At 72.1% G+C, this 13,030-nt stretch carries 14 protein-coding genes and 1 tRNA gene; 7 read left to right on the top strand and 8 right to left on the bottom strand.

Features of this window, described 5'->3' with window-relative positions:
- The first annotated feature begins 153 nt into the window (after positions 1-153).
- From ACPXCS_RS10570 to ACPXCS_RS10555, 4 genes are all read left to right on the top strand, one after another.
- Entirely contained in the window at positions 154-1,461 is a 1,308-nt protein-coding gene (locus ACPXCS_RS10570; protein ID WP_425947386.1) for a peptidoglycan-binding protein, read from the top strand.
- 96 nt (positions 1,462-1,557) lie between these two features.
- Entirely contained in the window at positions 1,558-2,679 is a 1,122-nt protein-coding gene (locus ACPXCS_RS10565) for an SPFH domain-containing protein (RefSeq protein WP_425947384.1), read from the top strand.
- Positions 2,680-2,780: 101 nt separating this feature from the next.
- Positions 2,781-3,386, top strand: coding sequence for a lytic polysaccharide monooxygenase auxiliary activity family 9 protein (locus tag ACPXCS_RS10560; RefSeq protein WP_425947382.1), 606 nt, complete (start codon positions 2,781-2,783; stop codon positions 3,384-3,386).
- 98 nt (positions 3,387-3,484) lie between these two features.
- On the top strand, positions 3,485-3,952 hold the full coding sequence (locus tag ACPXCS_RS10555) for a hypothetical protein (protein WP_425947381.1): 468 nt from the start codon (positions 3,485-3,487) through the stop codon (positions 3,950-3,952).
- 53 nt (positions 3,953-4,005) lie between these two features.
- Here the strand turns inward: ACPXCS_RS10555 and ACPXCS_RS10550 are convergent.
- From ACPXCS_RS10550 to ehuB, 6 genes are all read right to left on the bottom strand, one after another.
- Positions 4,006-4,079 (bottom strand) — tRNA-Lys (locus tag ACPXCS_RS10550).
- A gap of 95 nt (positions 4,080-4,174) precedes the next feature.
- Positions 4,175-4,933 (bottom strand): IclR family transcriptional regulator, encoded by a 759-nt coding sequence (locus ACPXCS_RS10545; protein ID WP_425947379.1) that lies wholly within the window; start codon positions 4,931-4,933, stop codon positions 4,175-4,177.
- A gap of 197 nt (positions 4,934-5,130) precedes the next feature.
- Positions 5,131-5,928 (bottom strand): ectoine/hydroxyectoine ABC transporter ATP-binding protein EhuA, encoded by a 798-nt coding sequence (gene ehuA / locus ACPXCS_RS10540; RefSeq protein WP_425947377.1) that lies wholly within the window; start codon positions 5,926-5,928, stop codon positions 5,131-5,133.
- Positions 5,918-6,568 (bottom strand): ectoine/hydroxyectoine ABC transporter permease subunit EhuD, encoded by a 651-nt coding sequence (gene ehuD / locus ACPXCS_RS10535; RefSeq protein WP_425947376.1) that lies wholly within the window; start codon positions 6,566-6,568, stop codon positions 5,918-5,920. The genes ehuA and ehuD overlap by 11 nt, the downstream gene beginning before the upstream one ends.
- Positions 6,565-7,266 carry an ectoine/hydroxyectoine ABC transporter permease subunit EhuC gene (gene ehuC / locus ACPXCS_RS10530; RefSeq protein WP_425947374.1) on the bottom strand — a complete coding sequence of 234 codons (702 nt, stop codon included), beginning with the start codon at positions 7,264-7,266 and terminating at the stop codon, positions 6,565-6,567. Before ehuC ends, ehuD begins: the two co-directional genes overlap by 4 nt.
- A complete protein-coding gene (gene ehuB / locus ACPXCS_RS10525) occupies positions 7,263-8,213 on the bottom strand; it encodes an ectoine/hydroxyectoine ABC transporter substrate-binding protein EhuB (protein ID WP_425947373.1) in 951 nt (316 codons plus the stop codon). Before ehuB ends, ehuC begins: the two co-directional genes overlap by 4 nt.
- 108 nt (positions 8,214-8,321) lie before the next feature.
- On the opposite strand from ehuB, the gene ACPXCS_RS10520 reads away from it, so the two are divergent.
- Positions 8,322-8,816 carry a DUF3830 family protein gene (locus ACPXCS_RS10520; RefSeq protein ID WP_425947371.1) on the top strand — a complete coding sequence of 165 codons (495 nt, stop codon included), beginning with the start codon at positions 8,322-8,324 and terminating at the stop codon, positions 8,814-8,816.
- Here the strand turns inward: ACPXCS_RS10520 and ACPXCS_RS10515 are convergent.
- Positions 8,803-10,206 carry an amidase gene (locus tag ACPXCS_RS10515; RefSeq protein ID WP_425947369.1) on the bottom strand — a complete coding sequence of 468 codons (1,404 nt, stop codon included), beginning with the start codon at positions 10,204-10,206 and terminating at the stop codon, positions 8,803-8,805. The genes ACPXCS_RS10520 and ACPXCS_RS10515 overlap by 14 nt on opposite strands.
- A gap of 17 nt (positions 10,207-10,223) precedes the next feature.
- Positions 10,224-11,171 (bottom strand): D-2-hydroxyacid dehydrogenase, encoded by a 948-nt coding sequence (locus tag ACPXCS_RS10510; protein WP_425947367.1) that lies wholly within the window; start codon positions 11,169-11,171, stop codon positions 10,224-10,226.
- Positions 11,172-11,367: 196 nt separating this feature from the next.
- On the opposite strand from ACPXCS_RS10510, the gene ACPXCS_RS10505 reads away from it, so the two are divergent.
- Positions 11,368-12,183: a maleate cis-trans isomerase family protein gene (locus tag ACPXCS_RS10505; protein ID WP_425947366.1), complete on the top strand. Its 816-nt coding sequence runs from the start codon at positions 11,368-11,370 to the stop codon at positions 12,181-12,183.
- Positions 12,180-12,911 (top strand): maleate cis-trans isomerase family protein, encoded by a 732-nt coding sequence (locus ACPXCS_RS10500; RefSeq protein WP_425947365.1) that lies wholly within the window; start codon positions 12,180-12,182, stop codon positions 12,909-12,911. Before ACPXCS_RS10505 ends, ACPXCS_RS10500 begins: the two co-directional genes overlap by 4 nt.
- Positions 12,912-13,030 lie beyond the last annotated feature (119 nt).

Below are 13,030 nucleotides of genomic sequence, written 5' to 3'. Positions count from 1 at the left end.
CCCGCCCGGGCCCGGACGGCCTCCCGCCGGGAGGCCCGCGTACATCATTCGGACCGTCAGCATGCGCGTGCGGAAGACAGTTGCGAAACTGGCGACGCGCGCCCGGACGTCCACGGGCACCGCGTTTTCCGCCGGAAGTGTGAGGGGAATCGCATGGAGTCTCCGGTATTCGAGGAATTCGACCCCGCGAGCGACTGCGACTGCCCCGGCTGTGTCCACTGGCGCCGCGTCCTGCCGCATTCCCCGGCCGGCCGCTGCACCGCCCACCCGGCCGCGTACCGGGCCCTCGCCCTGGCGGCCGTCACCTCCGCCGCGCTCGGCGCCACACCTACCGCACCCGCCGCGGCCGTCATCCCGCACGCCCCCCACCGGCCGGGCGTTCCCGCAGGTGAGGAGCCCGACACCCCCCAGGGCGACCGGGCGCCGCTGCACGGCCCGGGCGGCCGCCCGGCGCTCCCTCGCAAGCCCACCGCCATCACCCGCACGGAGATCATCGACCGCGCCAGGACCTGGGTCGCGGCGAAAGTTCCGTACAGCATGACGGCCTACTGGTCCGACGGTTACCGGCAGGACTGCTCGGGTTATGTCTCGATGGCCTGGAAGCTGCCCGGGAACGAATGGACGGGCAGCCTCGCCCAGTACGCGGATCCCATCACGAAAGAGGAACTCCAGCCGGGTGACATTCTGCTGTTCCACAATGCCGCCGACCCCGAGAAAGGCTCGCACGTCACTGTTTTCGGCGGCTGGACGGACGCCACCCACCGCTCCTACCTCGCCTACGAGCAGACCCGTCCGCACACCCGCCGGCAGTCCACCCCGTACGCCTACTGGAGCGACTCCGACCGGTACGTCCCCTACCGGTACAAGGGCGTCACGACCGAGGAACCGGCCCCGGAACCGGACGGCGGGCAGCCGGGCGCACCGGCGGCCACGCCCTTCCCGGGGGCGGCGTATTTCGGCCCCGGCGCGCACAACACGTACGTCACGCTGCTCGGCCGCATGCTCGTCGCACGCGGCGCCGGTGCCGCCTACGCGTCGGGCCCGGGGCCGCGCTGGACGGACGCGGACCGGCGGGCGACCCGGGCCTTCCAGCTGGCGCAGGGCTGGACGGGCGCCGACGCCGACGGCCTGCCGGGCCCGCGCACCTGGGAGCTGCTGGTCACGGGCGAGGGCAGGGACGTGAAGGGCGGCGCGGTGGGACCGCCGCCGTCCTCCCACGGCGTCCCCGGCTACCCGGGGCGGGCGGCGTTCCGGCCCGGCGCCGACAACGCGTACGTCACCCGGCTCGGTCGGCAGCTCGTACGGAAGGGGTTCGGCAGGTTCTACGCCGTCGGGCCGGGGCCGCGCTGGAGCGAGGCGGACCGGCGGGCCGTGGAGGCGTTCCAGCGCACCCAGGGCTGGCGGGGCGGCGCGGCCGACGGCTACCCGGGGCCGGAGACCTGGCGGCGGCTGTTCTCGTAGGCCCCGACAAGGGGGGCCGCAACCCCGGCGGACCCGCGCCCAGGTCCGCCGGGGACCACCGTTGTGACGCATCTGGCGCGGAGGCTGGAGGCACGCATGAGTACGACCACTTCCCACACGTCCGAGCCCGACGGACCGGCCGAGGGGCCGGCCAGGCCCGCCCGGCTCATCCAGAACGAGGCCACCACCGAGATCCCCGTCCACCTGCTGTTCCGCGACGACCCCGACCCGGCCACGGTGGCGCTGCGGCCCGCGGTGGTCGGCCGCCGGCAGGGCACGGGCGAGCAGCCCCGGCTGCGGCGCCCGCCCGGGGCGGCACCGCGGCCCGTGCCGGAGGCCGACCCCGACCTGGCGGAGCGGCCCGCGCGGGTGCTGCCCGGGGCGGTGGGCGTGCTGGCCGGGGCGTGCGGGGCGGCCGGGTGCGCGGCGACCTCCTGGTGGGCGGGGCTGCTGCCGCCGCTCCTGCTGGAGGCGCTGGGACTGCCCGCGCAGGCCGGGGCCGGGCTCGGTCCCGCGCAGTGGGCGGCGTACGCGGGCGCCGGCACGCTCGGTCTGTTCGGGTTCGGAGGGCTGGCCCGGGGCCGCACCGGACGGGCCTGGGTGCTGGACCTGTTCGGTCGCTACCGGGGGACCGTCCGGCGTTCCGGACTGCTCTGGGTCAACCCGCTGCTGCTGCGCCGGCGGGTGGACGTGCGGCTGCGGCACTGGCGCAGCGAGCCGCTGCCGGCCGCCGACGCGAGCGGGGTCGCGCTGCGGGTGGTCGTGCAGGTGGTGTGGCGGGTGCGTGACACCGCGCGCGCCATGCTGGGGGTCGAGGACCACGAGTCGTATCTGCGCGAGTGCGTGGAGGCGGCCCTGGCCCGGGTGCCGGTGGAGACGCCGGGCGGGTCGAAGAGGGCCGGGGACGCGGCGGCCGAGACCCTGACCCGGCTGGTGGCGTCGGACGCCGCCCCGGTCGGCCTGGAGGTGTTCTCCGTGCAGCCGCTGCGGGTGGAGTACGCGCCGGAGGTCGCGGCCGCGATGCACCGCCGCCGGATCGCCGCCCTGGACGCCCGGCACCGGGCGAGTGTGCTCACCTCGGTCGTGGACTCGGTGGAGGACACGGTGACCCGGCTGACCATGCGGGGGCTGGTCGAACTCGACGACTACGAGCGCAAGGCGCTGGTGAAGGACCTGACGGTGGCGTTCTGTTCGGGCCGCGGGGAAACAGGTCCGTGATTGGTATGGACATGTTCAACTAACGGTCATACTCTCAGACTTGGTCTAGACCTACATGCACGCCTCAGTGAAACTCCCCCACGTTCTCCAGGAGCGGCAGCATGCGCACAAGGACCAAGTTGTCCGCGGTCGCGGTGGGACTGGCCACGACCGGAGCCCTCGTACTCTCCTCCGGCGGCGCCAGCGGCCACGGCTACACCGACCTCCCCATCAGCCGGCAGAAGCTCTGTCAGAACGGCACGGTGACCAACTGCGGTTCCATCCAGTGGGAACCGCAGAGCGTCGAGGGGCCCAAGGGCTTCCCGGCCTCCGGACCGGCCGACGGGCAGATCTGCAACGGCGGCGTCGGCCACTTCAGCCAGCTCAGCGCGCCCCGCACGCCGTCCGGCGGCGCGTGGCCCGCCACGCAGGTGACGGGCGGCCAGAACTACACGTTCCGCTGGCAGTTCACGGCCATGCACGCCACGACCGACTTCAAGTACTACATCACCAAGCCGGGCTGGAACCAGAACCACAACCTCGCCCGGTCCGACCTGAACCTCACACCGTTCTTCACGGTGCCGTACAACGGGCAGCGCCCGCCGCAGACCCTCTCCCACACGGGCAGGCTGCCGTCCGGGCTCAGCGGCCGGCACGTCATCGTCGCGGTGTGGACGATCGCCGACACGGCCAACGCGTTCTACGCCTGCTCGGACGTCACCTTCTGAACCTCTGAGGTTCCCTTGAGTCACCGCCGCGGCCGGCGTGGGTAGGTTCCTCCCACGCCGGCCGCTCGGGGCCGGCGCACCGACCGCGGGGGTGCGCGATGTACGTGATCCTCTACGTCGTGCCCGGCCTGGTCGTGGCACTGGCCGTCTGGATGGCCTGCCGCGCGGTGCGGTGCTGGTGGCGGCTCCGCGGCGCCTGGGACAGCCGGCTGACGGCCGAGGCGCGGTGCCTCGGGGCCTACCCGGCGGGGCGGGGTGTGCTCCACCACGTGTACGAGTTCATCACGCCGGACGGCCGGGTGATCACCTTCGAGGAGGACGGCGGCCCCGCGACGACCGCCGAGAGCGACTACGTCACCGTCCACTACACCGCCGGCCGCCGGATCGTGGCCACGGCCCAGGCGCCGAGCCGGGCGCGACGAGCGATGACCGCCGTCGGCCTGCTGGCGTTCCTCGGTGTGATCGCCCTGTTCTGCGCCGGTTTCCTCACCGCGTACGGCCAGGCCACGGGCCCGTACGACAATCTCGTCTCCGGGGTCGAGGGGGGGACGTCCGTGGCGCCCTGACCCCTGTACACGCCGAAGGGCCCCTCGCTCCCACGAGAGGCCCTTCACACGGGTGCGCCGCCAGGGACTCGAACCCCGGACCCGCTGATTAAGAGTCAGCTGCTCTAACCAACTGAGCTAGCGGCGCATGACTCCCGCCGACCGCTGGAACCGTGTTCCGCGGTGGCGACGGAGAAAATACTACCTGGTCCCGAGGGGTGCTCCGGACCAGGTGGGGCGGCGCTAGATCGCCATGGACAGCAGGACCGGTGCGGCGTTGCGGTTGAGGGTGTCCGCGGCCTGGCGCAGGCGGTGGGCGTGCTCGATGGGCAGGGACAGGGCCAGGCAGCCGACGGAGGATCCGGCCGTGATGGGGACCGCGGCGCAGACCGTGCCGACCGCGTACTCCTGGAGGTCCAGGACGGGCACGGTCGGCGGCTGGGCCTCCAGCCGGGACAGCAGCAGCCGGTCGCTGGTGATGGTGCGCGAGGTGAGGCGGGCCATCTTGTGCCGGGCGAGGTGGTCGCGGCGGCCGGCGTGGTCGAGCTGCGTGAGCAGGCTCTTGCCGATGGCGGTGGCGTGGGCCGAGGAGCGGAAGTCCACCCACTCGTTGACCTTGGGTGTGGCCGGGCTGTCGGCGTACTGCGTGACGCTGATCTCGCCGTCGACGTAGCGGCTCATGTAGACGGCGGCGCCGACCGAGTCGCGCAGCCGGTCGAGGGTGTGCTGGAGCTTGTCCCGCAGGGCCTGCTCGCGCCGGCGGGCGGAGGTGAGGCGGGCCAGCGTCTCGCCCGTGACGTACGCGCCGTCGGCGATCTGCTCGACGTAGCCCTCGCGGCGCAGCATGCGCAGGAGCGTGGTCAGTCGCTCCGGTCCCATGCCGGTGCGCCGGGCGAGCTCGGCGTCGGTGACACCCGAACTGTTTCGCGCCACCGTCTCCAGGACGCGCAGGGCTTCCTGGGCCGAGTGATACGGGGTGGTCGGCTCGTGCTTCAGCGCCACGGTGGTCTCCCCCTGCGCTTGCTGTAGGGCCGTAATCCGGTCAGTGAACCGTGTCCAGGTTAACCGGCAAAGCCCCGGCGCGGAGCGGGGGTTGACAAGATTCCCGGGCATCCGAACTGGGGCAATGACACCCTGGCATATGCCAGGAGCATGCCCCAGTCCGATGGTCCCATGTTCTGCCTGCTCACGTGCCGTAGTCAGAGCACTGCGCTGAGGAACTCCCGGGTGCGGTCCTTCTCCGGTTCGCTGAAGATCTTCTCCGGTGGACCGGACTCGATGATCCGGCCCGAATCGAACATCAGCACCTGATCGGAGATGTCCCGGGCGAAATTCATCTCGTGGGTCACGCAGAGCATCGTGATGTCCGTGGAGCGGGCGATGTCCCTGAGCACGTCGAGCACGCCCGCGACCAGCTCCGGGTCGAGCGCGGAGGTCACCTCGTCCAGCAACAGCACCCGCGGGCGCATCGCCAGCGCCCGGGCGATCGCCACCCGCTGCTGCTGGCCGCCGGACAGCTGCCCCGGGTGCTTGTCGAGGTGGTCGGTCAGACCGACCAGCTCCAGCAGCTCGCGGGCCCGCTCCTCGGCGGCGTCCTTGGACATGCCGAGGACCGTGACCGGCGCCTCGGTGATGTTGCGCAGCACCGTCATGTTCGGGAACAGGTTGAACTGCTGGAACACCATCCCGATCTTCTTGCGGACCTCGCGGACCTGCTTCTCGGGCGCCGGGAACAGCCGCTCCCCGTCCACGGTGATCGTGCCCTCGTCGGGCTTGGTCAGCGTCATCAGCAGCCGCAGGATCGTCGTCTTGCCGGAGCCGGACGGGCCGATCAGCGTGACGTGCTTGCCGGCGTCCACGGAGAAGTCCAGGTGGTCCAGGACGGTGTGGTCGCCGAAGCGCTTGGTGACCTGCTCCAGCCGGATCAGTTCGCCGCTGCTCCTGGCGGGGTTCTTCTCGGGGTTCTTCTCGGGGTCGGGGAGGGTGTCAGTGGACAAGGCGTCGCTCCAGGGCTCGCAGGGCAAGGGAGGCCAGGTAGGAAATGACGATGAAGGCCACTCCGATCACCGTCAGCGGCTCGGTGAACTGGAAGTGCTCCTGCGAGAACAGGCGCGCGTGACCCAGCATCTCCAGGACGGTGATCGCCATCAGCAGCGGCGTGTCCTTGAGCATCGCGATGACGTAGTTGCCGAGCGCGGGCACGACCCGGCGCACCGCCTGCGGCAGGATCACCGCGGTCCAGGTCCGGCGCAGCGGCAGGTTCAGCGCCGTCGCCGCCTCCCACTGGCCGGCCGGCACGGCCTCGATACCGGCCCGGTAGACCTGCATGGTGTACGTCGAGTAGTGCAGCCCGATCGCGAAGACACCGGTGGCCAGCGCCGAGAAGGTCAGGCCCCACTCGGGCAGCACGTAGAAGAGGAAGAACAGCTGCACCAGCAGCGGGGTGTTGCGGACGAACTCCGTGACCGCCCCGACCGGCCAGGTCACCCAGCGCGACGGCACCCGCATCAGCAGCGCCCACACCAGGCCCAGCACGAACGAGATCAGCGAGCCGAGCACCAGGATCTGCAGGGTGACCAGCAGGCCTTCCCAGAAGTCCGGCATGAAGCCGGAGACCGCGCTCCAGTCCCAGTTCATCGGACCGCCTCCAGCGCGACCGGCTCAGGCGCCCGGGTCCCGCTTCCGGCCTTCCGGCCGACCCCCGCCTTGAGCTTCTTCTCCAGACCGCGCATCACCCGGGTGAGCAGGAAGGCGATCACGAAGTAGATGAGCAGGATGTACGTGTAGATCTCCGCGCTCTCCTGGAGCGCCAGACGCACCAGGTTGCCGCTGAACGCCAGGTCGCCCATGCCCATGATGGACACCAGGGCGGTGCCCTTGAGCAGTTCGATCAGCAGGTTGGAGAACGGCGGGATCATCTCCGGCACGGCCTGCGGCAGCAGGATCAGCCGCATCCGCTGCCAGGGCGTGAAGCTGAGCGCGATCCCGCCCTCCTTCTGCGCCGGGTCGACCGCGTTCAGCGCGCCGCGCACGATCTCCGAGCCGTAGGCCCCGTAGGTCAGGCCGAGCGCCAGCGTCCCCGCCCACAGCGGCACCAGCTGCCAGCCGAAGGCCGGCGGGAGCACGAAGAACACCCAGAAGATCATCACCAGTGCCGAGGTCCCGCGGAACACCTCGGTGTAGAAGCCCGCCAGGAAGCGGACGATCCACAGCCGGTGGGTGCGCGCGACGCCGACGACGAAGGACACCGCGGCGGCCAGCAGCGCGCTGCAGACGAGCAGCTGGACCGTGACCCAGACGCCCTTGAGCACCAGTTCCCAGAGTCCTGAGGTCATCCGCCGCAGAGCTCCTTCGCGGTCAGGTCCGTCATCTCGGCCTCGGTGAAACCGAAGGGCCTGAGGATGCGGAAGAGTTCGCCGCTCTTCTTGAGCCTGCGCAGCTCCCCGTTGAAGGCGTCCCGCAGCTTCGTCTCGGTCGGCCGGAACGCGAAGGCACCCCCGTCGACGTGCGGCTTGCCGCCGACGATCGGCTTGAACGGCTCGGTGGCCTCCGCCTTGGCGGACTTCTTCACCACCTCGCGCACGGTGAGCGCGGTACCGGCGAACACGTCGACGCGCCCGGCCTCGACGGCGTTCAGCCCCGCCACCTGGTCCGGGACGATGAGGATGTCGCTCTCCTTGTAGCCCGCCTCGACGGCGTACCGGATCTCCGCGTATCCCGTCCCGGTCGCGAACTTCGCCTTCCTGGCGACGACGTCCCGGTAGCTGCGCAGCCCCTTCGGGTTGCCCTTGCGGACGATGAACGCGTCGAGCATCTGGTAGTCCGGGTCGGAGAAGATGACCTGCTCGCAGCGCTCGGCGTTGACGTACATCCCGGCGGCGACGACGTCGAACTGCTGGGAGTTCAGGCCCGGTATGAGCGAGCCGAACTCGGTCGGCACCGGCTGCACCCGGTCGACGCCGAGCCGCTTGAAGATCACCTTGGCCAGTTCCGGTGCCTCTCCGGTCAGCTCGCCGTTCCGGTCGATGAAGCCGAACGGGATCTCACCGGCGATGCCGAGCCGGACCACGCCCGCCGCCCGGAGGCGGTCGAGGAGGTCGCCGCCCTCGACGTCCGAGGCGGTCGCGACCCTGCTGCAGCCGGCCGCGCCCAGCGCACCGAGCGCCGCGACCCCCGCGAGCAGCGATCGGCGGGTGGGCCCGGAGCCGGGCCGGGACTGCTCTGCACCTCGTTCCGGACGTCGTTCGAGACTTCTCAGTGGGCTTCTCTGTGGTGGAGCCATGGGCGCGCGGCTACCCGACCGCATCCGAGTTATGCCGGTGTTTTCAAGCCCCCCACCTCCCCCGCGCGCCCTTGACCGCGGGCGGCCGGGGGACCTCCCATGGAGGGCATGGCTGATCGCTACATCGAAGTCTCGCTGGTCAAGCGCGACGTGACCTGCACGGCCAGGTTGCTGGACGACCGCGCGCCGATCACGTGCGCGGCCGTCTGGGACTCCCTTCCGCTGGCCGGCGACGTCTACCACGCGAAGTACGCGCGCAACGAGATCTACGCCCTTTTCCCGCCCTTCGCCGATAACGAGCCACCCCTGGAGAATCCCACCATCACCCCCATCCCGGGCGATCTGTGCTATTTCACCTTCGCCGGGGCAGAGTTGGGGACCAAGGCCTACGGCTACGACCGCGAGGTCCGCGCCGGGACCACGCTCGTCGACCTGGCCCTGTTCTACGAGCGCAACAACCTGCTGCTGAACGGCGACGTCGGCTGGGTGCCCGGCATCGTCTGGGGCCAGGTCGTCGACGGCCTGGACACCATGGCCGAGGCGTGCAACGACCTGTGGAGGTCCGGAGCGGCGGGGGAGACGCTCCGCTTCAGGAGGGCGTAGGCCGGCTGCCCGGAGCCACCCCGGCCTCGTACAGCGCGTGGGCCGCCCGCAGCACCAGATCGTCCCGGTGCCGGGCGGCCACGAGTTGCAGTCCGACCGGCAGGCCGTCCCCGTCGAAGCCGACCGGCACGCTCGCCGCTGGCTGCTGCGTCATGTTGAACGGGTACGTGAAGGGCGTCCAGCCCGTCCAGCGCCGGTGGCCGGACCCCTTCGGCACCTCGGCGCCCGCCTCGAACGCCGTGATCGGCAGGGTCGGCGTGACGAGCAGGTCGTGGCTGTCGTGGAAGCGGCCCATGCGGCGGCCCAGGTCCATCCGGACGTCCACCGCGGCCAGGTAGTCCAGCGCCGAGTACCGCGCGCCGCGCGCGCAGATCTCCCGCAGGCCCGGGTCGAGCAACTCCCGCTGGTGCTCGGCGAGGTGCTGAGTGACCCGCGCGGCCCCGCTGAACCACAGGGTGTGGAAGGCCGCCACGGGGTCGGTGAGGTCCGGGTCGGTCTCCGTGACGTAGGCGCCGAGCTCCGCGAGCCGCTCCACCGCCCGCCGCACCGCCGCCGCCACCGCCGGCCGCACCGCCACCTGCCCGCCCAGCGACGGCGAGTACGCCACCCGCAGCCCGCGCACCCCGCCCGCCCGTGCCCGCGCGTACGACCCGGACGGCGCAGCGAGCGCCGACCAGTCGCGCGAGTCCGGGTGGCCGATGACGTCCATCAGCAGGGCCGCGTCCGCCGCGTCCCGGGTCATCGGGCCGACGTGCGCCAGCGTGCCGAAGGCGCTCGCCGGGTAGAGCGGCACCCGCCCGTAGGTCGGCTTCAGTGCGAAGATCCCGCAGAACGAGGCCGGGATGCGGACGCTGCCGCCGCCGTCCGTGCCCAGGGACAGCGGCCCCGCGCCGAGTGCCACGGCCGCCGCGCTGCCGCCGCTGGAACCGCCCGCGGTGCGTGAGGGGTCGTGCGGATTGCGGGTCACCCCGCTCAGCGGCGAGTCCGTGACGCCCTTCCAGCCGTACTCGGGCGTCGTCGTCTTGCCGAGGAACACCGCCCCGTGCTCCCGCAGCCGGGCGACCGACGGGGCGTCCTCGTCCCAGCGCCCCGCCGGGTCCACCGTCCTGGAGCCGCGCAGGGTCGGCGCCCCGCGCAGCAGCAGGATGTCCTTCACCGTGACCGGCACTCCGTCGAGCAGTCCCCGTGGCTCACCGCGCCGCCAGCGCTCCTCGGACTCCCCGGCCCGCCGCAGCGCCTCCTCGGCGGTCAGCCGCACGAAGGCGTTCACCTCCGGCTGGATCGACTCGGCCCGCTCCAGCGCCGCCCGGGTCGCCTCCACGGGACTGAACTCGCCCGTGCGGTACCCGTCGAGCAGTCGTACGGCCGTCAGCTCGGTGAGCTCGGTCATCCACCCTCCCAGGGACGTCAGTGTCCGGGTACGTACCCACGCTGTTTGTCGACCACGTTCCGCAACGGCGCGCCGGCCGCCCACAGTTCGTACAGCTCCACGAACTGGGCGCCGAGCTCGTCGCGCCAGCCGGCGATGTCGCCGCTCATGTGCGGGGACACGATCAGGCCCGGGGCCCGCCACAACGGGCTGTCCCGGGGGAGGGGTTCGGTCTCGAAGACATCCAGGGCCGCGCCCGCGATCCAGCGCTTGTCCAGGGCCTCGGCGAGGGCGTCCTCGACGACGAGCCCGCCGCGGCCGATGTTGACGAACCGGGCGGAGGGCTGCATCACGCCGAAGCGGCGGGCGTCGAACATGCCGCGCGTCCGGTCCGTGAGCGGCGCGGCCGCGATCACCCAGTCGGCGCGCGACAGCAGCCGGTCCAGGTCCTCCGGGCCGTGCACGCCGGCGCGCGCGGCCCGGCCGACCAGCGCGGTCGTGACGCCGAGCGCCTTCAGGGTGCGGGTGATCGCCCGGCCGATCGGGCCGGAACCGACCACCACCGCCCGGCTCCCGGCGACCTTGCGCGACTCGCGGTGCCGCCAGGTCTGCTCCCGCTGGAGCTCCAGGGTCCGCGGCAGGTCCTTGGCCATGGCCAGCACGAGCGCGGCGACGTACTCGGCGATCGGCTGGTCGAAGACGCCGCGCGCGTTGGTCACGACCGTGTCGGAGGCGGCCAGTTCCGGGCACATCAGATGGTCCACCCCGGCGCTCGCGGTGTGCACCCAGCGCGGGCGCGGGCCCTCGCCGGGCCAGGCGTCCCGGACGGCGCGCGAGGTGAAGTCCCACACCAGGAGTGCGTCCGCACGCGGGAGGTGCTCCGCGAGTCCCGCCGCGTCGGTGTGTTCGATGCGCGCGCGACCGGTGAGGCGGCCGAGGCGGGGGAGGGGTTCGGCGTCCAGGACGAGCAGGGTGGGGGTGGGCATGAGCAGCCGTTTCTCCAGCCGTTCGGCGGGCCGGCGGGCCGTGCGGCGCCGGTCGGTGACGACGAGTTAACCCGCTGTTGACCAAGGGGTGATCCGGGCGGATTGACCACGCTCGCACCCGAACCTACCGTCGTCAACACGGGCGTTCCCACGATCCGTTGCGTACTCGTTGCCCAGCGTGAGGCCGGTGCCTGCCATGGACGTCTCATTTCTCGGCGGGCCCGGCCCGCAGCGCGGGGTCGGCGTCGTCGCCCCCTTCGACTTCGCCCTCGACCGCGAGCTGTGGCGCTGGGTCCCGGACGGCGTCTCCCTGCACATGACCCGCACCCCGTACGTGCCGGTCGAGGTCAGCCTCGACCTCGCCCGCCTGGTCAGCGAGCACGAGACGCTGAGCGAGGCGGTGCGCACGCTCATCGCGATCGCCCCCGAGGTCGTGGCCTACGCCTGTACGTCCGGCAGCTTCGTCGGCGGCATGATGGGCGAACGCGCGATGTGCGAGGCCATGAGCCGGGCCGGAGCCGTCCCCGCGATCACCACGTCCGGGGCACTGCTCGAGGCCCTCGTCGAGCTGGAGGTACGCCGGGTCGCGCTGGTGACGCCGTACACGGTCTCGGTCACGCGGTCCCTGCAGGACTACGTCGCCCAGGCCGGTGTGACGATCTCCGGCTGCGCCTTCATGGGGCTGACCCGGCACATCTGGAAGGTCCCCTACCGCGAGGTCGTGGACATGGCCCGGCAGGCCGTCCGCGACGACGCCGACGCGCTGTTCATCAGCTGCACCAACCTGCCCACCTACGACGTGATCCCCCAGCTGGAGGCGGAGCTGCGGATCCCGGTGATCTCGGCCAACCAAGTGACGATGTGGGCGGCGCTGCGCCGACTGGGTACCCGTGCGGTGGGACCGTATCAAGCGCTGATCAATCCGGCGGCGCGTTCCGGCCCCGTACCGCCGGGGGCGGACCCCGGTCCCGTCGTGCCGGAAGAAGAGCAGCAGCAGGAAGGCTGGACATGACAGCACTGGGATTCCTCTACCCGGGCCACTCCGCCGAGGACGACTACCCGCGCATCGAGCAGTTGCTGGGCAGCGACATCCGGGTGGACCTGGTGCACACCGACATCGGTGAGGACGCGCACCGGGTGGACGCACTGCTGGAGATGGGCTCCGCCGGGCGGCTGGCGACGGGCGTGCAGGAACTGCGGCACGCCGGTGCGGACGCCGTGGTGTGGGCCTGCACGAGCGGCAGCTTCGTCCACGGCTGGGACGGCGCGCAGGAACAGGTCCGCACGCTTGCCCGGACGGCCGGGATGCCCGCCTCCTCGACGTCCTTCGCGTTCGTGCACGCGGTGTGCGAGCTGGGGGTGCGGCGGGTCGCGGTCGGTGCGACCTACCCGGAGGACGTGGCGCAGCTCTTCGCGCAGTTCCTGCGCTCCGACGGCGTCGACGTCGTGTCGGTCAGCAGCTCGGGCATCATCACCGCGGCCGAGGTGGGCACGTGGGGCGAGCCGGAACTCCTCGCCCTGGCCCGGAACTCCGACCACCCCGACGCGGAGGCGCTCCTGCTGCCCGACACGGCCCTGCACACGGCGGCGCACATCCCCGCCCTGGAGAAGGAACTCGGCAAGCCGGTCCTCACCGCCAACCAGGTCACGGTCTGGGAGGCGCTGCGCCTGGCGGACCGGCGCGTGAACGCGCCGGAGCTGGGTGCGCTGTTCACCAGGGAGCCGATCATCCAGGCGTGAGCCGGGCGGCACGGCCTCACCCCCTCCGCTCGGGCGGCGGGTGGGGCGGAGCCGGGCGGGCGGGCCGTTTCTGGCGCCGCCGGGACAGGACCGAGGGGAAGACGAAGCCGACGACTCCC

Source organism: Streptomyces sp. DT190 (genome assembly GCF_049846985.1).
GTDB lineage: Bacteria > Actinomycetota > Actinomycetes > Streptomycetales > Streptomycetaceae > Streptomyces.
This window is presented reverse-complemented; position numbering and strand designations above follow the sequence as displayed.

Excerpts from the sequence above, each read along its gene's own strand:
- ACPXCS_RS10570 (WP_425947386.1), top strand. The coding sequence starts at position 154 with ATGGAGTCTCCGGTATTCGAGGAATTCGACCCCGCGAGCGACTGCGAC.
- ACPXCS_RS10565 (WP_425947384.1), top strand. The coding sequence starts at position 1,558 with ATGAGTACGACCACTTCCCACACGTCCGAGCCCGACGGACCGGCCGAG.
- ACPXCS_RS10560 (WP_425947382.1), top strand. The coding sequence starts at position 2,781 with ATGCGCACAAGGACCAAGTTGTCCGCGGTCGCGGTGGGACTGGCCACG.
- ACPXCS_RS10555 (WP_425947381.1), top strand. The coding sequence starts at position 3,485 with ATGTACGTGATCCTCTACGTCGTGCCCGGCCTGGTCGTGGCACTGGCC.
- ehuD (WP_425947376.1), bottom strand. The coding sequence starts at position 6,568 with ATGAACTGGGACTGGAGCGCGGTCTCCGGCTTCATGCCGGACTTCTGG.
- ehuC (WP_425947374.1), bottom strand. The coding sequence starts at position 7,266 with ATGACCTCAGGACTCTGGGAACTGGTGCTCAAGGGCGTCTGGGTCACG.
- ehuB (WP_425947373.1), bottom strand. The coding sequence starts at position 8,213 with ATGGCTCCACCACAGAGAAGCCCACTGAGAAGTCTCGAACGACGTCCG.
- ACPXCS_RS10520 (WP_425947371.1), top strand. The coding sequence starts at position 8,322 with ATGGCTGATCGCTACATCGAAGTCTCGCTGGTCAAGCGCGACGTGACC.
- ACPXCS_RS10515 (WP_425947369.1), bottom strand. The coding sequence starts at position 10,206 with ATGACCGAGCTCACCGAGCTGACGGCCGTACGACTGCTCGACGGGTAC.
- ACPXCS_RS10510 (WP_425947367.1), bottom strand. The coding sequence starts at position 11,171 with ATGCCCACCCCCACCCTGCTCGTCCTGGACGCCGAACCCCTCCCCCGC.
- ACPXCS_RS10505 (WP_425947366.1), top strand. The coding sequence starts at position 11,368 with ATGGACGTCTCATTTCTCGGCGGGCCCGGCCCGCAGCGCGGGGTCGGC.
- ACPXCS_RS10500 (WP_425947365.1), top strand. The coding sequence starts at position 12,180 with ATGACAGCACTGGGATTCCTCTACCCGGGCCACTCCGCCGAGGACGAC.